Raw genomic sequence first — 24,283 nt, forward strand, 5'->3', positions numbered from 1 at the left:
AGGTAAACTGGGATCGAAAGTCGCTCTCATAAAATGAATTTTTCGGAGGATATACATGAAATTGGCAGGGAATGTAGTCAGATGGTTTAGCAATACGAGATTGAAAATGAATTTGAGACAAAAGCTAATCGGTTCCTTTGCGGTGGTATTGCTGTTTATGGGGATTTTGGGTCTTACCGATTTGGTAAGAATGAAGAATATGAAGCAGGATATCACGGATATTGCTCAGCACTGGATGATGGGAACGCAGCTGATTCAAGAGTTTAGTTATTTGACGGAGCATTTTGCGAAGGATCTCTCTGGTATCCATAGCCCGAAAGATGCTGCAATGAAGCTGGAATTAACACGTGACATTGAAGCGACAATGATCAAAGGCGATAGAGCGCTTGAAAGCTACAAAGATACGCTCACCAGCGGTGAAGATACGAAAAATTTCAACATGATTCAGGAGCGTTGGGGCACGCTAAAAAGCGATTACCTCAAATACACCAAAGCACCAGATAAGCAAGAACTGGACCGATTATATGAGGAGCTAACCCAGAGTTACAATAGCGTACAAACGATTAGTCGCATGATGGTTACCCTCAACCAGCAAGGTGCGAATGAAAGTGTTGCGGAGAACGCCTCGTTGTATCGCAGCAGTATTGTTAGTGCGATTATTTTGCTGATTGGCGCAGTGCTGTTATCCATTGCGATTAGTTGGATCATGATTCGAAACATTACGAGACCTGTTATTGCGGCATCGAAGGTGCTGGATCGCATGGCAGAAGGAGATCTAACCGTCTCCGAGCTCCGCTTCAGCAACCAAGATGAGATCGGTGTCCTTGTTACAGCGGTGAATGGTATGACGCGTCAGATGCGCGAGGTTATGAGCCGTATGCAGGAATCCTCCACCGCGGTAGCTTCCTCTTCGGAGCAGTTATTTGCCAGCTCGGAGCAAAATAGTGAAGCTTCCCAGCATGTCGCGGTCGACATTCAAACGATTGCCGCGGAAGCGGAAACACAGCGCATGAACGCGCAGGAGTGTGCCCGTGCGATGGACGAGATTGCGGTTGGCGTACAGCGCATTGCCGAGACAACGTCAGACGTGTCGTACCTGTCGATCAACGCATCCGAGCAGGCGCGTAACGGCCAAGCGGACGTTCACCATGTGACGATGAGCATGAACGCCTTAAGCAGCGCGGTTACACAGGCGAATCAAACGATTCACCAACTGGCTGAGCACTCGCAGAACATCGGGAAGGTCTCGCAAATGATCGGCGAGATCGCGACCCAGACGAACCTGCTCGCCTTGAATGCGGCGATTGAAGCGGCGCGTGCCGGTGATGCTGGCAAAGGTTTCGCGGTTGTCGCAGAAGAGGTTCGCAAGCTAGCTACGCAAACGGGAGAGTCGGTTGGCGCGATCAGAGGCGTGGTCACCAATATCCAGCAGGACACGCAAGAGGCAGTCAAAGCCATGGATGCCGGGCTCGCTGAGGTACACAAAGGACTCCAATCCGTCGATCGGACGGAGCAAAGCTTCCAAGCAATCGTTCGTTCAGCCGAAGAAGTGGCTTCCAAAATTCAAGAGACAGCAGCGGCAGCGCAGCAAATGGCAGCAAGCTCGCAGCAAGTTTCAGCAACGGTCACGAACATGGAGCACGTAGCGAAGAAAACGTCAGAGCTCTCGCAAAATGTGGCCGGAGCCACCGAGGAACAATTAGCTTCCTCACAGGAAGTCACCTCATCTTCCCAGATGCTTGCAAGCATCGCTCAAGACTTACAAGACGTGATTAACACGTATAAAATGCACTAATTCATACAACAGACACGAAAGACACCCTAGGGGTGTCTTTTCTCATCGCTGCATTTGCTTCGAGTGATCTCGATGATTTAAACTAGCAAGGAATGGGAAAATAACCATGACCAAAGGATGGAATTCGGTATGAATATGATCAGCAATCAGCTTTCAATGAATGACTTGAAGAAGTTTAAGCACGACATTACTCGCTTCATGATGACCTATAAGTTTGCGCTGGATGAAATGGAGACTAGGATTGATATCCTCGTCCAAGAATTCGAGATGCTGCATGAATATAACCCGATTGAACACACGAAGTCTCGGTTGAAATCGCCGGAAAGTATTTTTCAAAAGCTGATGCGCAAAGGCGGTGAGCTCTCTTTCGAAGGCATTAAGGGCAGCGTGAAGGACATTGCCGGCCTGCGGATAACGTGCTCATTCGTCTCCGATATCTATGTCATCTCTAAGATGCTGAGAAACCAGAATGATCTTCATATTTTGAGCGAAAAAGACTACATCAAAAATCCGAAGCCGAATGGGTACCAAAGCTTGCATTTGCTGATTGAAGTGCCTGTACATATGTCAGACCGCGAAGAGCGCGTCTGTATGGAAGTTCAAATTCGTACGATTGCCATGGACTGTTGGGCGAGTTTGGAGCATAAGATATTTTATAAATTTAGTGAAGGCAACCAAGCTGTACCTGCTCGTCTCTTAGAGGAGTTGAAGCAAGCAGCAGCTTCCGCTGCGGCACTCGATTCACAGATGGAGCGGCTGCATGCGGAGATCGGCTTGATTAAGGAAGAACAGGCGGATATTGCTGAGGATGCCTTGAATCAGATTATGATCAGCAATCAGCAATTTGCGTTGCCGAAAGCACTGCTGGCTCTTATGAGCGAAGAGGAGTCCTAGATGGCAGATGAAGGTAATTGGGTGATGCAGGTGTTTTCGTGCTATAATAGAGAGATCGGAATGAGAAGGGTGCGAATACATGCAATCATTTGAAGACTGGAATCAAAAGGTGAAGACAACATTCAACGCGACAAGCAACGAAGTTGTCCTGACGGTGATGGAAGCGGGTAAAATTTTGGGTCTCTCGAAAGATCAAATGAAGCAATACGTGGATAAAAACAATCTAACGAAGGTGCCCATCATGAGAAGTGTACATCGTTATCTCTTATTAGAGAGAGAGATTACTGAGATTGTGGGGAAATAAGTAGATGAAGGTTCAAAATTATGTTAATCATCGGCGTATGCATCCGTTGTTTCATTACATTTTTTCATTGTTAGCGCTAGGCTTAGTGGTGCTATCCATCATGCAGCTAGTTAGCGCCTTAAAGGGCGACGATCAGGTACTGCCTGCGATCATGTTTGTACTCTTGGCTGTGATTGTGGTTGTGATCTTCTTGCTGATCCGTTCCTACCCGATTAAGGCACAGGACAGAGCGATTCGAGCAGAAGAGAACCTTCGGCACTTCGTGCTGACCCAGAAGCTATTGGATAAGAAGCTGACGATGAGTCAAATTACAGCGTTGCGTTTTGCATCAGATGAGGAATTTCCTGCACTATGTAAAAAGGCAGCAGCGGAGCGGATGGCCCCGGATGCGATTAAGAAAGCGATTCGCAGCTGGCGAGGCGACAATTTTAGAATATAACAGATGTCTACTAGAGGAAGACACATCTGCGGATGATGTCTTTTTTTGTGCGTTCTGACGACAAATTGTAGATAAAGTAGTTATTTTTTACTAGGACTTCTGGTACAATTTTAGGATAGAATCTGATGGTTTGATTTGAAAAATGAGGTGTCGTGTGAGCATCAGTATTAGTAAGAGGTATCAATCTTTTTTAGATAAATTCACCGAGGATAAGAAGGAATACAGGAAGGTATTTCTGTTATTTGCCTACTTGTTCTTTGTGGTGTCTGCTTCAACAATTGGGCGAACGGCGGCGGATACCCTCTTCCTCAGTCGATTCGACAATTCCTATTTGTCCTTGATGTATTTGCCGCAGGCACTAGTGATGATTACGGCAGGCGTCTTGTTCCAACGTTTCTCTCCCAAGGTACGGCTTGAAACTCTCCTAAAGCTGATGATTCCATTGATTTCAACTTTCGTGCTGATCTCAAGATTCGGTGTGGGGATGGAGCTGCGATGGGTATTTCCTGTCATTTATATCGGCTATGATGTGTTCAATTTTCTGATGATCGTCTGTTTCTGGCAGTTTGCTACATCGGTAATGGACCAGCGGAAAGCGAAGCAGATGATCGGGCTCGTTGGCAGCGGGGGAATTATGGGCGGGATTTTAAGCGGCTTCGGTCTAAAAGTTCTGGTTCCGCTCGTAGGGACGGCGAATTTAATCTATGTGTATGCTGGTCTGCAAATACTCGGGCTTGTCGCCGTGTTTGTCATCTTGGGGATGACCAAAGACAGCGGTGATCCGAAGCCGGCACAGGTGCGCAAAGCAGCATCAAGGCCGTCATCTGTCCAGCAAAAAGGCGGCCTCTTCGCGAGCGTCCCGCATCTCAAATATGTGGCGATATTGGCGGCTGCGCTAGTTGTCTCGCTAACTTTAATCGATTATCAGTTCAAGGTCATTCTGCGCGGCACCTTGCAAAATGAGGCATTAGCCGGCTTCATGGGAAGCTTCTACGGCTTCTCTGGGTTGATTGCCCTCTGTGTGCAATTGTTCGTATCAGGGCGTGTGATTACGCGCTTCGGTGTGATGACGGCGCTGTTGATTTTCCCGATAGCCCTCTTTGCAGGGAGTCTAGGTATTCTAGTGCTGCCGATCCTTGCTATGGCGGTTGTTGTCAAAGGAAGCGATAAGGTCGTCGGGGACACGATTTACTCCTCAGTGAGCCAATTGGTGATGTTCCCTGTTCCTCCGGAGTGGCGGAATAAAGCGAAAGGCTTTTTGGACGGGATTGTTCGAAATGGCGCCAAAGGACTGGCGGCGATTTGTCTTCTCCTCGTTACCCGATTCGTAGCCCCAGAGAAGCTGAGTTATATTGTGCTCGTTTTGCTCGTTGTGGGGATTTTTGCGGGCATCAAGGTAAAGAAAGCTTACTTAACAACGCTCTTATCGAATCTCAAAACAGGCGGCGACGACCTGCAAAAGGTCGAGCTTAACCTCATGGATTCCGTTACTCGACAAATCTTGATCGACGCTTTGAACGGCTCGGACAAGCAGCAAGCGCTATATGCGTTCGGACTTTTGAAAGAGACAAGTTCATTCGACCTCACACCGCATTTGGACAGTTTACTGTATCATCCCATACCGGAAATTCGCTTAGAAGCCTTGGCGTATGTAGAGATGAAGGTGCCAGAAGGATTCGAACCCATCCTGCAGCCCCTGATAGCATCCGAACATGTACAAGTTAGAGCGAAAGCGATCATTGCTCTATCAGCCTATGCGAAAGAAGAGTATGTAGATGAGATTACGATGCATTTGGAAGATCAAGCGGTTGAGGTTCAAGCAGCAGCTATCGCGGGGTTAGTCAAATATTACAGCATAGAGGGCATGTTCCGCGCGGTTGGGAAGCTCAAAGCGATGATGGAGAGCGGACACGAAGAGGAACGGATCGCCATGGCTGCGCTATTCGGACAGATCCGTGTGAAAAACTTCTACAAGCCGCTCATTTCGCTTTTGCAAGATAATAGCCCGCAAGTTCGAATTCGTGCGTTAGAGTCAGCCGCGATCCTTCACGTGCCACCATTACTTGTACCGATTATTGGTATGCTAAAAGATAGCAAAACCCGGCGATACGCCATTGACGCACTTGCAGCGTATGACGAAGAGGATGTGCTGCCGCAGCTGGAGCCCTACTTGGAGGATCGTGAAATCAGCTTGTATGTACCTGCTGTGTTTGAACGTATAGGTACACAACGTGCGATGGACATGCTGTTTGCTTGTTATGAGCAAGCCGGCTATGCATTGCGTGACCGTATGCTGGAGTCGTTGCAACGCATGAGTAAGCAATTGCCTCAGCCCGATAGCCGGAAAGTGGAGGCCTATATTTTCCAAGAGTTGCAGCTCTATGCACAGTTCGCTGAGCATGGTGCATGCATCATTGGCGTAGAAGACTATGCGGATATAGAGAAGATCATTGGTGAGATTCGCACAGCGATTACTCGGCGTGTGTTTTTATTGCTGGCGCTCATACATGATGGGCAAACGATGCAGGCGGTATATCTGGATTGGTCGGAGGGCGACTCACGTCAGCAGGCCAATGCAGAGGAGGTTATCGATCAGACGCTGCAAGGGGCTTTGCGTACGGAAATGGCTAAATTCATGGCAGGCTCGCGGAAGCTTGCCAAGGTATCAGTAAGCAAGGCAGAACTGAATCTGCATTTGAGCTGGTTGGCAGAGCAAGGGGACGATTGGCTGACCCAAACGATCCAGTATCATACACTTCGAAAATCAGCTGGGGCGGTGAACATCGAACTCGCGGATCTGATGCATCGGGTGCAGCTGCTTCGTCGTGTTTCATTGTTCCAGGGACTCACGAGTAGAGACCTGTCTGTCATTGCGAAGCGACTGCATAAAATGGTCGTTGAACTAGGAAATACCATCATTAAAGAGGGAGATCCAGGGGATTCCCTTATGCTGGTAGATGAAGGTCGAGCTGGCGTGTATCGCAAGAATCAGCTTCTTGGAGAACTGAATCTCGGCGATTGCTTTGGAGAGATGGCCATACTGACGAACAGCGCGCGTACAGCAACGATTAATGCGGAAGCAAATATGGTGCTGTGGCGTTTGGACTCATCTGTGTTCTACGATATGATGTTCGATCAGACAAGCATTGCTGTTGAAATGATGAAGCTGCTTTCCCGCAGACTGCGTTCCGAGCTGGAGCGAGGTCAAGGGACAGGGCAGACCTCCGCTTCCGTGGTGGAGCAAGCGGGAGATAAGCTTGAAGTGGCACAGTCGGAGGTTGGACTTGCCTTGGCAGAGGCTGCCGCAGGGACGCTGCAGGAGCCTCTGAGTACTAAGAATCTGACGAGGGACGAAATCATTTTACGGCGGATCCTCGTGCTGCAGAAGATCGACCTCTTTGCCCATCTGGGACCGAATGACTTCATTTGGCTGGCTCAAATGGTTGAGGAGGTTGCCTACGAGCCTGGCGAGGCGATCTGTCGCGCGGGTGACTTCGGAGATACCATGTATGGAATCGTCGAGGGCAGTATCCGCGTCCATCGTGGCAGCGAAGAGTTCGCGACGCTCCGAGAAGGGGCCTTCTTCGGCGAAATGGCGATCATCGACAGCGGTCCTCGCTCGGCGGATTGCACGGCGAAGGAGCCAACTGTTCTGCTACAGCTGCATCGAGATCTGATGCTGAGCTTCTGCTTCCAGAACATCGATGTGCTGCGCAGTATGATGCGTGTCATAGCGGATCGATTGCGAGGTATGATCTAGCGTGGAAAAAAGGATGCCAACCGTGGTACGGGTTGGCATCCTTTTTGGATTGGGATTGGGGGCTGGGCTCCCAATTAAGCCCTAAACAGTACCTATCGCCACTATCCCTTTCGCTCAGGTCAGCAAGAGTAAATCCATTTCCTGAGCCAATGGGATAGTGTTCATAGTATCACATTGGGCAGTATTGGCCGTTCTCGCGCAGAGGCGACCCGAACCCGAACCTGAATCACTCTCCCCCGAGCTCAGCAACTAACTGGATTTACTCCATCTAATTCTGCCGTATTTCACGATTTTGATGGAGTCCTAAAAACCTATCTGTTTCGCTAAAATTAACTGTAGGTTATACAGCTAATGCCTTTGTTACCGCCGCCTCCGCTCGCGGCGCAGCAAATAAATAAAGTACGGCGTTCCGATGACCGCTGTCATGACCCCCACGGGGACCTCCCGTGGGAGAATAATGACACGGCCGACTAAGTCGCCGAGCAGCATGAGATCCGCGCCGATCAAGGCGGCGAGCGGGATCAACCACTGATGCCGGCCGCCGACGAGGCTCCGCGCAATATGAGGCGCGATCAGGCCGATGAAGCCGATCGCCCCGACAGCCGACACGGAGATGCCGGCTAGCGCCACTGCGAGCAGCAGCAGCCAGAAGCGCTGCCGTGCAATGTGAACGCCGAGCGAGGCGGTCATCTCTTCGCCAAGCTGAAACACGTTCAGCTTGGCGAAGTTCGCCCACACGATCGGCAGCAGCACGGCAATCCATGGGAGCAGGCTGTACACGTTGCTCCAGCTGCGGTTCCAGAGGCTGCCGGACAGCCAAAGCAGCGCCGCATTGATGTCGCTCGGATGGCGCACAATCAAATACTGGATGCCAGCCTGAAAAATCGTCCCAATCGCAATGCCCACAAGGGCAAGATGGGAAGGACGCAAGGTTAAACGGTGGCTTAATAATAACAGCAGAAGGAAAGCAGTGAATGCGCCGACGAACGCAGCAATCGGTAAGTAATAGCTAGGCAGCTTAGGAAACAAGAAAATGACCCCCGCCGCCATAAAGCCAGCCCCTTTGGTAATCCCGATAACATCGGGGCTCGCGAGCGGATTGCGAATGACGCTCTGGAGGATCACGCCGCCAACCGCCAGTCCAAACCCTGCAAGAATAGCAACCAGAATACGAGGCAAACGCAGTTGGTGCACGATAAAATACGAAGGATGCTTCGCATCCGTAAGACCCGCCCATACATCGCGATAAGGAATGCGAACCGCGCCAACATGCGCATAGATGATGGCTAAGACGATCATCAGTACGAAAGCAATGATCAACGAAACAAGGGGGATCCGCAATGCTTTCAGTGTCATCCGCGTGCCCTCCCTTGCTTTAATGCCAAGTAAATGAAGAAGGGTGCACCAATCAGGGAGGTTACAATTCCAACAGGTGACTCAAAGGGAAAAGCAATAAAACGGCTGAAGAAATCGGCATACAGCAACAGAATCCCACCCAGTAAAGCCGTCAATGGTCCGAGTACGACCAAGTTCGTACCAACCAAAGCGCGCGCAATATGCGGCACGATCAGGCAGACGAAGCCAATCGGGCCGCATAGGGCTACCGCGGAGCTAGCCAGTACAATCACGAGCAACACACTGATGCCGCGCACCAATGTGATGCGTTGGCCAAGTCCCGTCGCAATCTCATCATCCACAAGCAGCAGCTTAAAGGAAGGCAGCATGAACCCAAACAGCAGCATGCCCCCGATAAAAAACGGAAGAATCACGCGCACTTCAGTCCAAGCAGCTTGACTTAGAGAGCCAACCAACCAGAAAATCATGCTGTCCGTCGCATGCTGATTGAGAATAATAAGTCCTTCCGTCAAAGACGCCATCAGGAAGTGGATCGTAATACCAGCAAGCGCAATATAGACGTATTGCTTGCTTCCCGTTCCCGCGAGCGACCAGACCAGCAGAGCACCTAGTGCTGCGCCGACGAAGGCAAAAGCAATCAACCCCATATTGCCGAAATGCGGCAGCAACACAAGTCCAACCACAACCGCCAAAGCAGCTCCCGCATTGATGCCGAATATGTGAGGCGAGGCCAGCGGGTTTTTGGTTGTGAGCTGGGTCAGCAGCCCAGCGAGCCCAAGCTGCATCCCCACGATGCAAGCCATGATGGCACGCGGTAAGCGGAGCGTTTGGATATAGAGATGAGCCTTATCACTGCCTTGATAGGTCACAGCTTCGTACAACGTGTGCCATGACACGGGGGATTGGCCCCATTTTAAACTAGCAATAATCCCAATTAGCATGGCTGCTATACTCGCAGAAAACAGGAAGAGCAGAGGCCATTTACGGCTCTGCTTCTCAAGGTTAATCGGATGATTCATAGAATTACTGCCCCAAATTCTTCACGATATCGTCGAGGATTTTCTCGGACCCAATCATACCACGGGATAAGGACCAGTCACGTCTCTCAACTGTGTATACTTTTTTGTTAGCAACAGCATCGATTTTCTGCCATAGCGGGTTCTTTTCCCATTCTTGCACGATCGTTACTTTCTCTGTCGGCATCACGAATAGGACTTTTGGATTCGCCTCAACCAATTGTTCCAGGGTAATCTGTGGATAAGCTGTCGCATTTTTAACAGGATCAGTGTAGCCAAGCATCGAGAGGAAGGAGCCGCTGTAAGCATGATCCGAGTGTGCGAAGAAGCCTTTTGGATTCACAACCGCAGGGAGAACGCTAAGGTTCGATGCGGCTAGCTTCTTTTTCATCGCTTCAACTTTTGTTTGGTGCTCAGCAAGGCGTTTCTTGCCTTCTTCAACTTTGCCAACCGCTTGTGCGATAATGCCTACGTTTTTCAGCATTTGATTGTAATCAGCTTGGAAATCATCTAGCACAAGGACGGGTGCAATACCTTTGAGCTGCGGGATAGCAGCCTTATGTTTGTTAATGTCAACGATAATCAGATCAGGTTTAAGAGAAGAGATCAGTTCAATGTTAGGCTCGTAGCGTGATCCTACGGATGTGTAAGTTTTCAATAAGGCTTTTACGGAGTCCATCAAAAGGTCTGGGGAGCTATCGTCCGCAACACCAATCGGCTGTACGCCAAGTGAGACAAGGATATCTGTGAAGCCAAATTCCATGGCCACGATGCGTTCAGGCTTTTTAGGCAATTCAACCGTGCCTACCGCATCTTGAACGGTGATCTTTCCGTCTGCTTTGACAGCAGAGGCAGGGCTAGCAGCCGCTGGGGTCGTTGTTGCAGCTGATTCGGTATTCGTCGTTTTGCCACAAGCGGCGAGGCTTAGTGCAAAAACGCTGATCAGTGCGATAAGGCTAATACGGGTAAATAGGGATTTCATCTTAGAATTCCTCCGTGACAATGATTATTATTCTCAATGAGTATAATAACGAATAATGGATGAATAAGACATGTCCAATATGCAGATTGAACATGTCTTATTTTTAGATTTTGGGGTGGGCGGTGACAAATTCGGAAGGCGTATAGCCTGTTTTTTTCTTGAAAACCTTGCTGAAATGGAAGTAATCGATGAAGCCAACGCGGTTGGCGATCTCTTTGGCAAGCAGATCCGTTTGCAGAAACATGGTCTTCGCTTTCTCAATACGCAACGCATATAAATAGCTCATCAGCGTCGTCCCGGTCAGCTTTTTAAATAAAACAGTGAAATACCCCACGCTCATTCCCGCACGTCTAGCCAACATTGGCAGCGTAAGCTCGAGCATATAATGCTCGTTGATATAGGAGATTGTGCCTTCGATCGATTCCGTGGCTGACTTCTTCTCCTGGGTCAAATCGGATTCGTGGATATAGATAAACAGTATACGTTCCAGCATCATTCTCATTCGCATGATATGAGTCGTGTCTTCCCAGGCAGTCAAAGGATCAAGGTCCTGTGTGCGCCGGATAATTTCATCAAGCATGTAGTGAATTTTAATTTCACTTAACGTTGTGAGGTGCCCCTGCAAGGTCCAGGCATGATCCTCAGGCAGCATGGTATATGTAATGATTACGTAATCGACGACTTTGGTTTTCGGTACTTGAATAGTGTAATCACCTTGATCGGGATGACAAGCATACGCTTGCGAGCAAATAATAGGTTCATGGCCGGCGAAGTGTAGGGTGAGATGACCTTGGCGGACAATCACCAGCTGGTATTTTCCAAGTGCGCTTGTGACTGCTAATGCGGAAGAACCCATCTGAATATGGTCAATTAGCGGGACAAGCAGGATCATTTGATGGAAATTCACAAAGCATGCAGTCCTCTCGAAGCGGTGTACTTAGATATTGACACAAAAATTGGGCGGCAACAAGCTATCACACCTAAAAAAAACACCCCATGAGGGGTGCCGCGCTCACATAGCATAGACACTTTTAATAATGATTTCTGGCAGCTCAGCACGTTGGGCTAAATATTGCTCGGGTGTGATGCTGCCATTGAAAAGGCGCGACTGAAGCTGCTCCGTTAGCTCCGCTAATTGGAGTTCAATGACCTTCTGTACATCAACCTGATTAGCTCTCGCGATATCGGCTAGTGAAAATCCATTATGTTGTGCTGTATAAATGTCTTCCTCGGACGATAGCTTCAGGATATGCAGTAAATCTTCTTTGATTGGTTTAGTATCACGTCTACGAATCGAAATCTCCACCCCTACAGATCATGTACTCTATTGTATTCAGATGAAAGCCAAGTGGAATGGGAGGATATCACAGAATTCGGGTGAGAAATAATTTAATGTGAGTTGAACCGAGGCGAGTTACACATAATCTCCTGCCGTGGTGTGGCATATTAGTAACAGTCCAAGTTGGCAGTAACTCACCACAACTCATCATACCAAGCAAGGAGTGAATGATATCCACGTGAAAATCTTGCGAATTCTACTGCTTTCTCTGGCTCTATTGGCGGGGCAAGTGACCATGGTGTCTGCGGATGGAGCGTATCATTTTGGATTCAAAAAGAGCGTCAATGGTCAGCCGCCATCCATCGATCAAGAGGGCTTCAAGGGTCTGTTGAAGCAGCATGGGGCAGTTTTTACAGGCGATCAGTCGCAAAAGGAATTGTACTTAACCTTCGATAACGGGTATGAACAAGGCTACACAGGTCGAATTCTGGATGTGCTAAAAGAGAAGCAGGTACCGGCCATATTTTTTGTGACGGGCCATTATATTCGGACAGAACCGGAGCTGTTAAAGCGTATGACGGCGGAGGGACATCTGATCGGTAACCACTCATGGAGCCACCCCGATATGAGTCAAATTCCAGCGGAACGCATTCAGAAAGAGCTCAACCAAGTGAAAGATGAGGTCGCCGCGGTAACTGGGCAAAAGGAAATGCACTATCTGCGAGCGCCGCGGGGCATATTCAGTGACCGTTCGCTGGCTGTCAGCCAAGGGCTTAACTACACGAATGTATTCTGGTCCGTTGCGTATCGCGACTGGGAGCCTAAGCAGCAGAAGGGCTGGGAATATGCCTACAAAAACGTGATGGCCCAGCTGCATCCAGGTGCTGTCATCCTGCTGCATTCCGTATCCAGTGATAATACGGAAGCGCTTGGCAGAATCATTGATGCTGCCCGTGCGCAAGGGTATCAATTCAAGAGTCTGGATGAGATGAAGCTTCGTACACCTTAAATCACAGAGAAAAGGACCGTCCTTTAAGGTAATGATACCTTGTGGGACGGTCCTTTATAGTTAGGTTGTTTTTTTAGCGATATCCGCTAAATTATTTTCGATCTTCGCTTCTGATTTTTTCTGTTCCAACCAGGTCTGGGAAAGCGTTGAGATCTTCTGATCCACTAGGCTTTGCTTGATCGTTGCGGTTTTGTCCGCAAGTGTTGGTGTTGAAGCAGCTTTACGATCCGTTACTTTAATAACATCGTAACCTGTAGCCGTTTGTACGGCTGAGCTTAAGCTGCCTGTCTCCAAAGCGAACGCCGCGGCTTCCATAGCTGGATCTACTTGTCCTGCTGAGATATAGCCAAGATCTCCGCCTTTGTCTTTTGTCGCTGTATCCGTGGAGCTTTCTTTAGCAAGAGCTGCGAAATCCCCGCCGCTTTTCAGCTTCGCAAGAATAGCATTAGCCTCAGCTTCTGTTGCTACGGAAATATGAGAAGCCTTAACCTGTGCAGGTGTTTTTAACGATTCTAAATTCTCATCATAATACTTCTTGATTTCATCGTCAGTGATGGTAACTTGTGGTTCCAAAATCTTTTTGAGCATCACTTGGGATTGCATGTTTTTCTTCAAATCGTCCACTGTCATGCCATAGCTGCTAAGTGCCTGGTTAAACTCGTCTTCAGAACCATATGTGGCTTTAATTGTTTGGATCTCATTCGTAATATCTGTATCTGTTACTTGAACTCCAGCTTTTTTGGCTTCTTGGCCGATAAGCTCTTCTGTGATCATGGAGTCTAGTGTTTGCGCCCCGCCGCTAGCTACCAATGCGTCATATAGCTTGGTCGTGCTTATTTCAATCCCGTTGACTTTGGCAACGGCTTTGGCATCGTTATTTTTAGAAACAGGTGGAAATACGGAGACATAAGCGATCAAGCTGACCAAAAGTACGGATGATGTCCATACCCATGTGCGATTATTTTTTGAATTCATGTAAATTCTTCCTCTCGTGATGTGGCTGTTTGTGCCGTACTCGTTCTGTAACCCATTATGCCTGTCCAAGCTGAAGAGAGTATGAGCGTAAGCTGAAGATCAGCTTAATACGTGTTTGGTACGACAAATTAAATTGTGTGCAATTTAATTGTTGACAAAATTAGTTACGATTGATATGATTTGTTCATAAAGGTTGTTGCAAATTAAATTGTGTAAAATGTAAAAATGACATCATGCATAACCGCACCGAAAAAGGAGGAATTCCTATGCATCATAAAGCGATTATTATCGGAACAGGCCCCGCGGGATTAACAGCTGCCATTTACTTAGCGAGGGCCAACATGTCGCCGCTTGTTATTGAAGGGATACAGCCAGGTGGTCAGTTGACCACGACAACAGAGGTAGATAACTTCCCAGGTTTCCCGGATGGGATCACAGGACCTGAGTTAATGGACAACATGCGGAAACAGGCGCTGCGCTTCGGGGCTGAGATTCAGTCAGGACGTGTAAAAGAGGTGGATTTCTCCAAACGTCCATTTACATTATTTCTCGAGGACGGCGGACGATTGACCGCAGACTCAGTCATTATTTCGACAGGTGCAACAGCTAAGAAATTAGGGATTCCTGGTGAAGCGGACAATATCGGCAAAGGTGTTAGTACTTGCGCAACCTGCGACGGATTCTTCTTCCGGAACAAAAAAATCATCGTCATCGGCGGCGGCGACACGGCAATGGAAGAGGCACAATTCCTGACAAGATTCGCGTCAGAAGTGCGTGTAGTCCATCGTAGAGACGAACTCAAAGCTTCAAAAATCATGCAGGACCATGCTCGCGGCAATAGCAAAGTGGTATGGAGCCTCAATCGTACACCGCTTGAAGTGGTTGCGGGGCCGCTGGGTGTGACAGGACTGAAAGTCCAGAACAACGTAACAGGCGAAGAGGAGCTGCTAGAGGCGGATGGGATTTTCCTCGCGATCGGGCATACCCCGAACACGGGCTTCTTGGGTGGGCAGCTGCCAACCGATGAACTCGGTTATTTGCAGGTGATTCCGGGCACATCACAAACGTCGATACCAGGCGTGTTCGCCTGCGGCGATGTGCAGGATCGTATCTACCGTCAAGCGATTACGTCAGCAGGCAGTGGTTGTATGGCAGCACTTGATGCCGAACGCTTTATCTCGGAGCATGCTTCACAAGAGCAAGAAGAACAAACACTTCAAGGAGGAATGAGCTATGTCCGTTAATCACATTTCCGATGCTGCTTTTCAAAATGAAACTGGGACTGGTACCGTCCTCGTCGATTTCTGGGCGCCATGGTGCGGCCCTTGTAAAATGATTGCTCCGATTCTAGATGAACTCTCTGCTGAAGTCGGTGACACCGCCAAAATTGTCAAAATCAACGTCGACGATAACCCAGAGTCCGCTGCAAAGTATAACGTGATGAGCATTCCAACTTTACTTGTTTTCAAAGATGGGCAAGTGGTGGATCAGCTGGTTGGGCTGCAGAGTAAAGAGAAGTTGAAGGCTGTTATTGCAGGGGTTTAAGGTGGGGTGAAAAATAAACCCGCGTTAAGACTTTAGCAATAGCGTTATGCTATCATTCTATTTCCCTAGAAAGTGTGCTAGTAACGGCATAACGCTGTTCGCAGGAACAGCCGTTGCGTTATCAGCAAGTTATAACCTAAATAGGAGGATTATCAAATGACACAAACAAACGTACAAGAACGCTCAGGAGTAGCTACACTTGGAGGAAACCCAATCACTTTGCTGGGGCCGGAAATCAAAGTAGGGGATCAAGCGCCCGATTTTAGAGTAAATAAGGATCTGATGACGGAAGTAAGCTTGGCTGATTATGCTGGCAAAATAAAGCTTATCTCCGTTGTCCCTTCCGTGGATACGGGAACTTGCGACGCTCAGACGCGCCGCTTCAATGTGGAAGCCGATAAACTCGGCGATGATGTTGTGATCTTAACGATCTCCGTGGATCTACCGTTTGCTCAAAGCCGTTTCTGCGGCGCTGCGGGCATTGATAAAGTGGTCACCTTGTCTGACTACAAAAATCGCTCATTCGGCCAAGCTTACGGCGTGCTGATTAAAGAAATTCAGTTGGACCAACGTGCGATTTTCATTGTAGATGCGAATGACACGGTTCGTTATGTGGAGTATTTGACGGAAATGAAGGAACATCCGAATTATGATGCGGCATTAAGTGCATTGCGGGAGTTAGTATAAGAGGCTGATCACCTTGAAGTGAACGAAAAAGGAACGTAGGGGCGCTATTTCAGCGGAAACCGTTGAAATTAGCAAGAAGAGGAACGTAGATACGCTATTTAACTGTTTTAAGCCGAAAAATGGCTAAAAACAACCTAATAGTGTACTCACGTTCCTCTTGTTTGATTTTATGGGGCGAAATCTTCAGTATAGCGCCCCGTGGTTCCGTTCGTTACCGCCGCGCCAGCGCGATCTCGCGGCTGCCCTTGACCATGCCCGCGCCGCAGAGCGGGCACGCCTTCGCCGCGAGTCGTGCCTCCTGCGGCGAAGAGATCCGCGACCAGGCCTTGCAGCCGGTCGCGCTGCACAACCATGCCGCGACCCGCTCGGTCGCGGTCGCAGCTCCAGCTCCAGCCACGGCTCCGCCGGTGGCTGAACGCCCTCCGGCCGCAGCTACGCCAGCGGCCGAGCCAAACCCGCCAGCCGGCTTGCTGCGGCTGGTCACAACGGCGTCCGCGCCAGGGAACGCGGACAGCAGGAAGCGGGAAGGCTCTGCCTTCTTCCCGCGATAAAACGCCGGCGAGCTGATCAGCAGCTCGCCTTTTGCCCGTGTCACGGCGACGTAAGCCAGTCGCCGCTCTTCCTCCAGCGCGGCCCCGGACTTATTCCGCGCATCAACGCCCGCCATTTTAACATCGTCCAAATGGCTAGCATCCAGTGCCGAGCTATGCGGCATATTGCCCTCAATCGCACAGAGCAGGTACACGATCGGGAACTCCAGCCCCTTCGATTTATGAATCGTCATGAGCGAGATTTTATCAGCGAATTGCTCTTTTGGCAGCCGACCCATTTCCGTGCGTTTTTCCGCCACTTCATGGATAAAATAAAGAAATTGCTCCACCGTATTGAAACGTTTGGCAGAGGACTCCAGCTCGTCCAGCGTTTCTTTCAGCATCTCGCGATGCTGCGTGAGCTTGCTGCGCTTGTTCGTCTCCAAGAAAGTATCGTAGAAGTCCTTGCGAATTGCCTGAATCGCAGCCAGCGGCGTCATCTCTACCAGAGATTTGATCAGACGAATGCGGGCTTTCAGCTTGTCTTTCTGAAAATCCTTCAGCTGCGGAAGCCCAAGCAGGTGGATTAAGGGCCACTTTTTCGCCTGAATCGCTTCTTGATCTTGAATAATACGCATGCCTTGGTCTCGTCCAATATATAATGAGGGGAGGACACCTTCGATGGCTTCGAAATTCCGCCGCTCATGCGCAATTCGCAAATGATCAATAATCGGCTTCACCATCCACTGCTCGTAGAAGGAATCACTAGTGCCATAATCTACGAAAGGGAGGTTATGCAGGATGAGTTGCTCGATAATGGCCCGACTGTTGCTCGCCGTCCGATACAAAATCGCAAAATCTCCATACTGGCAGCCGCCTTCAGCAACCTTGAGCCGAAGGTCGTTGATCAGCCAATCCGCCTCGTCGTCGCTGTTTGCTGGTTTCACATAATGCGGTGTTTGGGTACTTTCTTTTGTGGCTAGGAGTGTTTTGGATTTACGCTGCACATTATGCTTAATAATCGCATTCCCCAAACCAACAATACTCGACGTTGACCGATAGTTGATATCCAGCGTGACGGTTGTTGCGGTAGGGTACTGTTCATGGAATTGCAAAATAAATTCATTTCTCGCCCCGTTAAACGAATAAATGGTCTGGTCATCGTCACCCACAACCATTAAATTCTGGTGGGCAGCCGCAATCATTTTAATAATTTCATACTGCACCGTATTTGTATCCTGAAATTCATCGACGCTGATGTACGTAAATTTCCGTTGCATCGAGCGTAGAATATCGGGATTATGGAGTAAGAGCTGGTACGCTTTGATCAAAATATCATCGAAATCAATCTTCAGCTGCTCCATTTTCCACTGTTCATACTGTAAGAAAATCTTCTTTACTTCTTGTTCCTCTTCCGTGCCTTCTGGGAGATCTTCGACCTCGATGAGCTGCATTTTATAGGAGGAAAGCAATGAAATGAGCACTTCAGGCTGATACGTATCCTGTAAGCCCATACTAAGCATGATTCGCTTAAAAACGATTTGCTGAAAGCGCCCATCACTCAGAATCTCCTGCTGAAGTCCGTTCATGCGCAGTAATCGCAGGCAAAAAGCATGAAACGTTCGCACCTGCATCACGTTAGCCATACTGGAATGAAGACCAGGCATCGTTGTGAGACGTTCGCGCATTTCTTCGGCGGCTTTTTTCGAAAACGTAATAAGAAGCAGATTCGCAGCTTGTACCTGATGGACACGGAGCAAGTAAGCGACTCGGCACACAAGTACGGTCGTTTTCCCCGAACCTGCGCCAGCCAGCGTGAGCAGAGGGCCTTTGAAATGTCTGACGGCCTTGATTTGAGCTTCATTCAGCAAGATGCCGTGATCCTCTAGATCACGGAAAAAGTAACGATCTGGATCGGTATCGGGTACGAGCTCTCTGCTATTTGTAAGAAGCGCCATTTTGGCATGTGGTATGGGGCGCTCAGTAGTTGGTTTAAAGCCTAACGGCGTTGTATACATAGGCATGGGATTCATGTGTCGACCACCTGTTTCATAACAATGTTTCTTACATACTTTTGAATGACTGAACCATCGATTATACCACAAATATAGCCGTGTGAAAGGAAACATAGACGTATGGTTAAATCTTACGCTAAATTGCTGTGGAAACAGTTTAACGAACACGATGCCACGGGTCTCGCCGCTGAGTGCGCGTACTACTTTCTGCTCTCTATATTTCCGCTGCTGCTGTTTGTGATGAGTCTATTAGGGTACTTACCGTTCTCGTCAGACGATGTGATTGGTTTAATCCGTGAGTATATTCCAGGTGCCGTAGCGGGCTGGCTCGAGGAAACGCTTAGTAATCTGCTCAATGTCAAAAGAGGCGGAACGCTCTCCTTCGGATTAATCTTGGCCTTAGTCAGTGCTAGTGCGGCAATGAATGCGATTGTGCGTTCCGTGAATAAAGCGTACGGACTGCCCGCGCGTAAAAGCTTCATCCATTCTCGCTTCCTAGCCGTTATGCTTACGTTAGGCATGCTAGTAGTGATCGTATCGGCGCTGCTGCTCAGCGTATTTGGCCATAGGATTGGGGATTGGACGGCGGAGCATGTTCATATCGCGACAGCACATATTGAGTTGTGGAACCATCTGAGGTGGATTATTAACTTTATCATCATTTTCGTCGTTTTCATCGGGATCTACTACATCGCCCCCAATACCTGCTTAACGTGTAAAAGTGTACTCCCAGGCGCATTATTTGCTGCTACCGGTTGGCAAGGTACGTCGCTGGGCTTCTCCTTCTATGTCAACAGCTTCACGAACTATAGCGCGACGTACGGCAGTATCGGCGGGGTCATCGTGTTGATGACCTGGTTCTACATCTCTGCGCTCATTATTATTATCGGCGGCGAAATTAATGCCTTGCGGCATGTGAGAAACGAACATTCGGCGAATTCCCCCACCGATACCACGACAAAGAACCGCGTCTGAGATGATCAGAACGGTTCTTTATTATTTTATTGACAAAGGTAAGTCATAAAAACAAGAATCTAGTCACGTCCCCCGATAGAGGGGTCCTAACCACTGCACTATACTTGAGGGTGAATACCGTTAGTTCAAGTAGTTTACTTAACAGGGAGGCAGTGGAGACTATGATTCACAATTCCATTTACGAGCAGCTAGCCGACGGCAGCCCCGGAATCAGCAATTGGCTCTTTCGGGAAGATCGGGAAGCCGTACGCAGTCGAATAATGTCGGAGCCCGTATTCCAGCCGATTCTTGAACGATTGGCTGCGGATGGAGAACGATTTCTCGAGCAGCCTATTATTGAATTGCCCTGGACGCTATTCCGCCGAGTTTGGGAGGATGGCTTCCGCAAAACATATGAGCCCGTCTTTTTCTCCAGGAGACAACGACTAACGACATTTGGCTTGTTGAGCTGGCTCATGCCTGAACGCTCCGATTACCGAGACGGACTTTTGGATACGGTGTGGGCCATTTGCGGAGAATTTTCCTGGTGCGTACCAGTCAGTTTTGACAGCCCGCCTGGACTCAGTACGGATCGATATTCCGTGCATGAGCAATATGTGCAGGACCCAGGAATCGGGATTGATCTGTTCGCTGCGGAGACTGCTTTCGCACTGGCTGAGGTGATGATGCTGACGGGGCATAGTTGGCCGGAAACCATACGCGATCGTGTATATAGAGAAGTGTACCGCCGCGTGTTTACACCTTTTCTAGTGAACGATTACTTCTGGGAGCATGTGCGCAATAACTGGGCGGCGGTGTGTGCCGGTTCGATCGGTGCGGCAGCCATCTACTTAATAGAGGATAAGCAGGAATTGGCTCTCGTATTGAACAAAGCGCTGCCAACGGTCAATTTGTTCCTGGAAGGCTATGGAGAAGACGGGGCTTGCTTGGAAGGATATATGTATTGGGGGTATGGGTTCGGTTTCTATACGTATTTCGCAGAGCTTCTCTACCGGAGAACTGACGGGGCGGTAGATTTACTCGCTGTTCCTAAGGTGAAGCAGGTAGCCTTATTTCAGCAGAACTGCTTCCTTCATGGTCGCAAGATCGTTAATTTTTCCGATTCGCCCGAGGAATGGGATGTGTACATCGGGCTGACCCATGAAATGGCGCGGCGGTTTCCGGAAGTGCTGCTCCCAGAATATACGTTTCAGGATAAGGCGGTGTACGATCATTGCGGCCGATGGGCGCCTGCGTTTCGCAATATGATTTGGTACGAGCCGAGGACGCAGGGGGAAGGATGGAAGGAGGAGACGATATATCTAGCGGATGCGCAATGGATAGTGTCGCGGGTCGAGAAGGAGGAAGGGAAGTTCAGCTTTGCCGCCAAAGGCGGTTATAACGACGAGCCCCATAATCATAACGATGTCGGGCATTTCATCGTCCTAGCTGGGCAAGAGACGTTCCTGGCTGATATCGGAGCTGGGTTATATACGAAGCCGTACTTCGCGCCCGCTACGAGGTATTCCTTTATTTGCAACAGTGCGCTGGGGCACTCCGTCCCTATTATGGATGGAGTTAGCCAACAGGCTGGTGCAGCTTATAAGGCAATCGTACGACAGGCCGAGATTACTACCGACTATGACCGGTTCGTCGTAGAGCTGCAGGATGCCTATGAAATCCCGGGGCTGCTGAAGCTGGAGCGAAGCTGGACTTGGCGAAAAAACGACGGACTGCCTAGGTTGGAGCTGGAGGATCAATATGTGTTCTCAGAACGAGCCGGCGCTGCGTTAACCGAGCGTTTCGTTTGCCAAGTGCAGCCTGTGGTTGCTGGAGCCGGTCGGGTCGAGCTTGTGGGTGCTGCATTCAAACTTGTATTGAACTATGACGAAACGTTGATGGAGCCGGTCGTGGAGCCGCTGCCGTCCTTGAACCATTTTGGGCAAGAAAAGGTGTACTATGCGTTGGATATGAGGGTACGCCTAACGGACGATTTGGAGCGAAGGTTGCATTTCGCGTTTCATTTTGAACAGCAGGCCTAACATTTACCTGGTGAATGGAGCCTAGTGTTGTGCGAACCTGACTAACAGTACTAGCATTCACCAACTCAAAACCCCACCCTCCAGCCGCTTAACGCCGCGGATCTTGCCAAGCTGCTCGGCTAAACGGAACAGCGCCAAATCCTTCACCTTCGCTTCAATCATGACGTCGATGCGAGGGAGGTCGATCTCTTTGCAGCTTTTCAGAAAAGCTGTCAGCATCTCTGGCTCGATGTAGTCAGCGTGCGAGCGAAATTCCTTCTCGCTTTTGGGCGAGGAGACGTGGATCTTCATCGGAAGGTCGCCCCATGTCTGGACGATCTGGGGAAGCAGCTCGATGGGGGATACAGATGAGGGATTGCACCAGTCATGGTGCAAATCCAGCATGCACGGCCGCTGCAGTTGCTGGCTCACGGCGAGCGTTTCCTCGAGCGTGTACGTTTTGTCATCGTTCTCGAATGTAAGCCGCCGCATCGCATGCTCGGGCACCTTCGGTGCATTGTCGAGCAGCTTCTGCGTCGCAGCGGCCTTATCGCCGTACACACCGCCAACGTGGATGTTAATGATGGCGGTCTCGTCCAATCCCATGCCATCTAAGATGGCAGCGTGGTAATTCAAATCGTCGATGGCGGCATCGACCACCTTATCGCTTCCGTTGAGCAGCGTGAATTGATTCGGATGCATGCTAAGCCGGATGTCGTGCTCCTTCGCGAAGTCACCGAGCTTGCGCAGCTCATCCGCGTATTCCGCGGCTACATCGATCCGCACATCCGGATGGGTGGCCAGCGGAATCAGCGCGGATGACAGCCGAAACAACCGAATGCCATGAGCCGCATTGTAATAGAGAATGCGCTGTGTGGCTTGGAGGTTTTTGCGGCCAATGTCAATGGCACGCTGCATGGCCTCCTCGCGCGGCCGCTCCGAGAAAAGCTTGTACGTGAACGTCGAGCTAGGTGTGTTGTTGAAAATCGCCATTGCGGTGGATACGAATCCAAGTCGAATAATCACGTGCAGCCTCCGTTACTCGATAGTAAAGTGTTACTCTAGTGTACCCTTTTTTCTAGCTAGCTTTCTCACGAATTTCAACTTGGTGCCAGCATGACAAAAAGCCTCCCATTCCACAGGACAAGAGTGGAAGGGAGGCTATCAAGTATATGCCCATCTATTTCTCCGCATTTCACCGATTTCCTAGCGATTACTCGAAATTAAAGGGAGTTTCTCCCACTATTTCGTTTCGCAAGCCAAAACGGCCGGAATTATGGAGGTTTTCCATCTAAACGCGCTCAACCTTCAACAGGTTGGTCGTACCTGACTTCCCAACCGGAATACCGGCGGAGACGACGGTGAGGTCGCCTTTTTTCACATAACCAAGCGTCTCCGCTTGGTTGATCGCAGAGCGAATCATCGCGTCTGTCGATTCGCAGAACTCGCCAAGAACAGGGATTACGCCCTGCACCATGCTCAATTGGCTGATCGCGTGCAGGCTGTTCGTTACCGCGATAATCGGTGCTTCTGGGCGATATTTCGCGATCATCCGCGCCGTGAAGCCCGTCTCGGTTGGTGTTAGAATCGCCGCTGCATGCAGCTTGTTCGCGGAGGATACTACCGCTTGGCACAACACCTCAGTGATTTCGTTGTTGGATTGAAGCTGTGCATTCACGATGGAGCTGTGATCCATCGTTTGCTCAACACGTTCAGCGATGGTCGCCATCATCGTCACGGACTCGATCGGATACTTGCCTGCGGCTGTCTCGCCGGAAAGCATGACTACGTCACTTCCGTCAAGTACGGCATTCGCCACGTCGCTCACTTCAGCGCGTGTAGGACGCGGGTTGCGCTGCATGGAATCCAGCATTTGCGTAGCTGTGATAACGGGCTTGCCAGCTAAGTTACAAGCGCGAATCATATCTTTTTGTGCGATCGGAACTTCCTCTGTCGGAATTTCAACCCCAAGGTCACCACGTGCAACCATGATGCCATCGGAAGCTTCCAAGATGGAAGCAAAGTTCGTCATGCCTTCTTCGTTTTCGATTTTGGAGATAATCGGTGTCAAGCCAGCGCCGTGCTGCTCCAGAAGAGCACGAACTTCGCGAACATCATTGCCGTTACGAACGAAGGACATCGCGACGATCGAAATGTTCTCTTCAACGCCGAATTTGATGTGCATCACATCGCGCTCAGTCACACCCGGCAAGGAAGTACGAACACCAGGCAAGTTAACGCCTTTGCGCTGCTTCAACTGAGCAGGGTTCAAAACCGTACAAGTAACCTCTGTACCGTCGATCATTTCAACGCGCAGCTCGATGGAGCCGTCGTCGATTAACACGAGATTGCCCGGCTTTACATCTTGCGGCAAGCCTGGGTAGTTCACGGATACGCGGCTGGAGTCGCCGATAATTTGTTCGGTCGTCAAGACGATGCGATCGCCTATTTGCAAGTCATAAGAAGCATCTTTCAATTGACCGATGCGGATTTCAGGCCCTTTGATATCCATGAGAATCGGGATAATAACACCCATTTCTTGCGCAGCTTGGCGCACACGCTGAATACGACCGCGATGCTCATCGAGATCACCGTGAGCCATATTTAATCTGGCAACGCTCATACCAGCGCGAATTAATTCTTTCAGAGTAGGAACGGAGTCGCACGCGGGACCCATCGTACAAATGATTTTCGTTTTACGCATCGTGAAGGACTTCCTTTC

20 protein-coding genes are annotated in these 24,283 nt (G+C 49.5%); 11 read left to right on the top strand and 9 right to left on the bottom strand.

What is annotated here, in order from left to right; all coding sequences use genetic code 11:
* The first annotated feature begins 55 nt into the window (after positions 1 to 55).
* The 5 genes from AC58QO_RS29660 to AC58QO_RS29680 all read left to right on the top strand — a co-directional run bounded on the left by AC58QO_RS29660 (position 56) and on the right by AC58QO_RS29680 (position 7,192).
* The gene (locus AC58QO_RS29660) at positions 56 to 1,795 is read left to right on the top strand and encodes a methyl-accepting chemotaxis protein (protein WP_497271950.1); all 1,740 of its coding nucleotides are present in this window, start codon (positions 56 to 58) and stop codon (positions 1,793 to 1,795) included.
* 129 nt (positions 1,796 to 1,924) lie between these two features.
* Positions 1,925 to 2,689 carry a GTP pyrophosphokinase gene (locus AC58QO_RS29665; protein WP_497271952.1) on the top strand — a complete coding sequence of 255 codons (765 nt, stop codon included), beginning with the start codon at positions 1,925 to 1,927 and terminating at the stop codon, positions 2,687 to 2,689.
* Between the two features lie 79 nt (positions 2,690 to 2,768).
* Complete coding sequence (locus AC58QO_RS29670; protein ID WP_028555525.1) at positions 2,769 to 2,993, top strand: hypothetical protein; 225 nt, start codon at positions 2,769 to 2,771, stop codon at positions 2,991 to 2,993.
* Positions 2,994 to 2,997: 4 nt separating this feature from the next.
* Positions 2,998 to 3,432 (top strand): DUF6526 family protein, encoded by a 435-nt coding sequence (locus AC58QO_RS29675; protein WP_497271954.1) that lies wholly within the window; start codon positions 2,998 to 3,000, stop codon positions 3,430 to 3,432.
* Between the two features lie 154 nt (positions 3,433 to 3,586).
* Positions 3,587 to 7,192 (top strand): Npt1/Npt2 family nucleotide transporter, encoded by a 3,606-nt coding sequence (locus AC58QO_RS29680; RefSeq protein ID WP_497271956.1) that lies wholly within the window; start codon positions 3,587 to 3,589, stop codon positions 7,190 to 7,192.
* 360 nt (positions 7,193 to 7,552) lie between these two features.
* On the opposite strand, the gene AC58QO_RS29685 is transcribed toward AC58QO_RS29680, so the two are convergent.
* From AC58QO_RS29685 to AC58QO_RS29705, 5 genes are all read right to left on the bottom strand, one after another.
* Complete coding sequence (locus AC58QO_RS29685; RefSeq protein ID WP_497271958.1) at positions 7,553 to 8,548, bottom strand: FecCD family ABC transporter permease; 996 nt, start codon at positions 8,546 to 8,548, stop codon at positions 7,553 to 7,555.
* Positions 8,545 to 9,567, bottom strand: coding sequence for a FecCD family ABC transporter permease (locus tag AC58QO_RS29690; RefSeq protein ID WP_497271960.1), 1,023 nt, complete (start codon positions 9,565 to 9,567; stop codon positions 8,545 to 8,547). The genes AC58QO_RS29685 and AC58QO_RS29690 overlap by 4 nt, the downstream gene beginning before the upstream one ends.
* A 4-nt stretch (positions 9,568 to 9,571) precedes the next feature.
* A complete protein-coding gene (locus AC58QO_RS29695; RefSeq protein WP_497271962.1) occupies positions 9,572 to 10,546 on the bottom strand; it encodes an ABC transporter substrate-binding protein in 975 nt (324 codons plus the stop codon).
* Positions 10,547 to 10,649: 103 nt separating this feature from the next.
* Complete coding sequence (locus AC58QO_RS29700) at positions 10,650 to 11,453, bottom strand: helix-turn-helix transcriptional regulator (protein ID WP_497271964.1); 804 nt, start codon at positions 11,451 to 11,453, stop codon at positions 10,650 to 10,652.
* A gap of 105 nt (positions 11,454 to 11,558) precedes the next feature.
* Positions 11,559 to 11,852, bottom strand: coding sequence for a hypothetical protein (locus AC58QO_RS29705; protein ID WP_497271966.1), 294 nt, complete (start codon positions 11,850 to 11,852; stop codon positions 11,559 to 11,561).
* A gap of 268 nt (positions 11,853 to 12,120) precedes the next feature.
* Here AC58QO_RS29705 and pdaA point away from each other — a divergent pair, with 268 nt between their 5' ends.
* Positions 12,121 to 12,834 (top strand): delta-lactam-biosynthetic de-N-acetylase, encoded by a 714-nt coding sequence (pdaA, locus tag AC58QO_RS29710; RefSeq protein ID WP_497272036.1) that lies wholly within the window; start codon positions 12,121 to 12,123, stop codon positions 12,832 to 12,834.
* Between the two features lie 60 nt (positions 12,835 to 12,894).
* On the opposite strand, the gene AC58QO_RS29715 is transcribed toward pdaA, so the two are convergent.
* Complete coding sequence (locus tag AC58QO_RS29715; protein WP_497271968.1) at positions 12,895 to 13,809, bottom strand: peptidyl-prolyl cis-trans isomerase; 915 nt, start codon at positions 13,807 to 13,809, stop codon at positions 12,895 to 12,897.
* 266 nt (positions 13,810 to 14,075) lie between these two features.
* Here AC58QO_RS29715 and trxB point away from each other — a divergent pair, with 266 nt between their 5' ends.
* From trxB to tpx, 3 genes are all read left to right on the top strand, one after another.
* Complete coding sequence (trxB, locus tag AC58QO_RS29720; RefSeq protein WP_497271970.1) at positions 14,076 to 15,053, top strand: thioredoxin-disulfide reductase; 978 nt, start codon at positions 14,076 to 14,078, stop codon at positions 15,051 to 15,053.
* Positions 15,043 to 15,354 carry a thioredoxin gene (gene trxA / locus AC58QO_RS29725; RefSeq protein ID WP_497271972.1) on the top strand — a complete coding sequence of 104 codons (312 nt, stop codon included), beginning with the start codon at positions 15,043 to 15,045 and terminating at the stop codon, positions 15,352 to 15,354. The genes trxB and trxA overlap by 11 nt, the downstream gene beginning before the upstream one ends.
* Positions 15,355 to 15,510: 156 nt before the next feature.
* Positions 15,511 to 16,041 (top strand): thiol peroxidase, encoded by a 531-nt coding sequence (gene tpx / locus AC58QO_RS29730; RefSeq protein WP_497271974.1) that lies wholly within the window; start codon positions 15,511 to 15,513, stop codon positions 16,039 to 16,041.
* Positions 16,042 to 16,252: 211 nt separating this feature from the next.
* Here the strand turns inward: tpx and AC58QO_RS29735 are convergent, their stop codons facing one another.
* Entirely contained in the window at positions 16,253 to 18,604 is a 2,352-nt protein-coding gene (locus AC58QO_RS29735; RefSeq protein WP_497271976.1) for a UvrD-helicase domain-containing protein, read from the bottom strand.
* 102 nt (positions 18,605 to 18,706) lie between these two features.
* On the opposite strand from AC58QO_RS29735, the gene AC58QO_RS29740 reads away from it, so the two are divergent.
* Both AC58QO_RS29740 and AC58QO_RS29745 read left to right on the top strand, forming a co-directional pair.
* A complete protein-coding gene (locus tag AC58QO_RS29740; RefSeq protein WP_497271978.1) occupies positions 18,707 to 19,561 on the top strand; it encodes a YihY/virulence factor BrkB family protein in 855 nt (284 codons plus the stop codon).
* A 161-nt stretch (positions 19,562 to 19,722) separates the two neighbouring features.
* Positions 19,723 to 21,582 carry a heparinase II/III family protein gene (locus AC58QO_RS29745; RefSeq protein ID WP_497271980.1) on the top strand — a complete coding sequence of 620 codons (1,860 nt, stop codon included), beginning with the start codon at positions 19,723 to 19,725 and terminating at the stop codon, positions 21,580 to 21,582.
* A 57-nt stretch (positions 21,583 to 21,639) separates the two neighbouring features.
* Here the strand turns inward: AC58QO_RS29745 and uvsE are convergent, their stop codons facing one another.
* Together uvsE and pyk are read right to left on the bottom strand one after the other, a co-directional pair.
* Positions 21,640 to 22,587 carry a UV DNA damage repair endonuclease UvsE gene (uvsE, locus tag AC58QO_RS29750; RefSeq protein ID WP_497271982.1) on the bottom strand — a complete coding sequence of 316 codons (948 nt, stop codon included), beginning with the start codon at positions 22,585 to 22,587 and terminating at the stop codon, positions 21,640 to 21,642.
* Between the two features lie 265 nt (positions 22,588 to 22,852).
* Entirely contained in the window at positions 22,853 to 24,265 is a 1,413-nt protein-coding gene (pyk, locus tag AC58QO_RS29755) for a pyruvate kinase (RefSeq protein WP_497271984.1), read from the bottom strand.
* Positions 24,266 to 24,283: the final 18 nt, after the last annotated feature.

It is taken from the genome of Paenibacillus sp. J31R30, from assembly GCF_059692115.1.

Excerpts from the sequence above, each read along its gene's own strand:
- tpx (WP_497271974.1), top strand. The coding sequence starts at position 15,511 with ATGACACAAACAAACGTACAAGAACGCTCAGGAGTAGCTACACTTGGA.
- pyk (WP_497271984.1), bottom strand. The coding sequence starts at position 24,265 with ATGCGTAAAACGAAAATCATTTGTACGATGGGTCCCGCGTGCGACTCC.
- AC58QO_RS29745 (WP_497271980.1), top strand. The coding sequence starts at position 19,723 with ATGATTCACAATTCCATTTACGAGCAGCTAGCCGACGGCAGCCCCGGA.
- AC58QO_RS29715 (WP_497271968.1), bottom strand. The coding sequence starts at position 13,809 with ATGAATTCAAAAAATAATCGCACATGGGTATGGACATCATCCGTACTT.
- AC58QO_RS29735 (WP_497271976.1), bottom strand. The coding sequence starts at position 18,604 with ATGAATCCCATGCCTATGTATACAACGCCGTTAGGCTTTAAACCAACT.
- AC58QO_RS29675 (WP_497271954.1), top strand. The coding sequence starts at position 2,998 with ATGAAGGTTCAAAATTATGTTAATCATCGGCGTATGCATCCGTTGTTT.
- AC58QO_RS29665 (WP_497271952.1), top strand. The coding sequence starts at position 1,925 with ATGAATATGATCAGCAATCAGCTTTCAATGAATGACTTGAAGAAGTTT.
- trxB (WP_497271970.1), top strand. The coding sequence starts at position 14,076 with ATGCATCATAAAGCGATTATTATCGGAACAGGCCCCGCGGGATTAACA.
- AC58QO_RS29690 (WP_497271960.1), bottom strand. The coding sequence starts at position 9,567 with ATGAATCATCCGATTAACCTTGAGAAGCAGAGCCGTAAATGGCCTCTG.
- AC58QO_RS29660 (WP_497271950.1), top strand. The coding sequence starts at position 56 with ATGAAATTGGCAGGGAATGTAGTCAGATGGTTTAGCAATACGAGATTG.
- AC58QO_RS29685 (WP_497271958.1), bottom strand. The coding sequence starts at position 8,548 with ATGACACTGAAAGCATTGCGGATCCCCCTTGTTTCGTTGATCATTGCT.
- trxA (WP_497271972.1), top strand. The coding sequence starts at position 15,043 with ATGTCCGTTAATCACATTTCCGATGCTGCTTTTCAAAATGAAACTGGG.
- AC58QO_RS29695 (WP_497271962.1), bottom strand. The coding sequence starts at position 10,546 with ATGAAATCCCTATTTACCCGTATTAGCCTTATCGCACTGATCAGCGTT.
- pdaA (WP_497272036.1), top strand. The coding sequence starts at position 12,121 with ATGGTGTCTGCGGATGGAGCGTATCATTTTGGATTCAAAAAGAGCGTC.
- AC58QO_RS29670 (WP_028555525.1), top strand. The coding sequence starts at position 2,769 with ATGCAATCATTTGAAGACTGGAATCAAAAGGTGAAGACAACATTCAAC.
- AC58QO_RS29740 (WP_497271978.1), top strand. The coding sequence starts at position 18,707 with ATGGTTAAATCTTACGCTAAATTGCTGTGGAAACAGTTTAACGAACAC.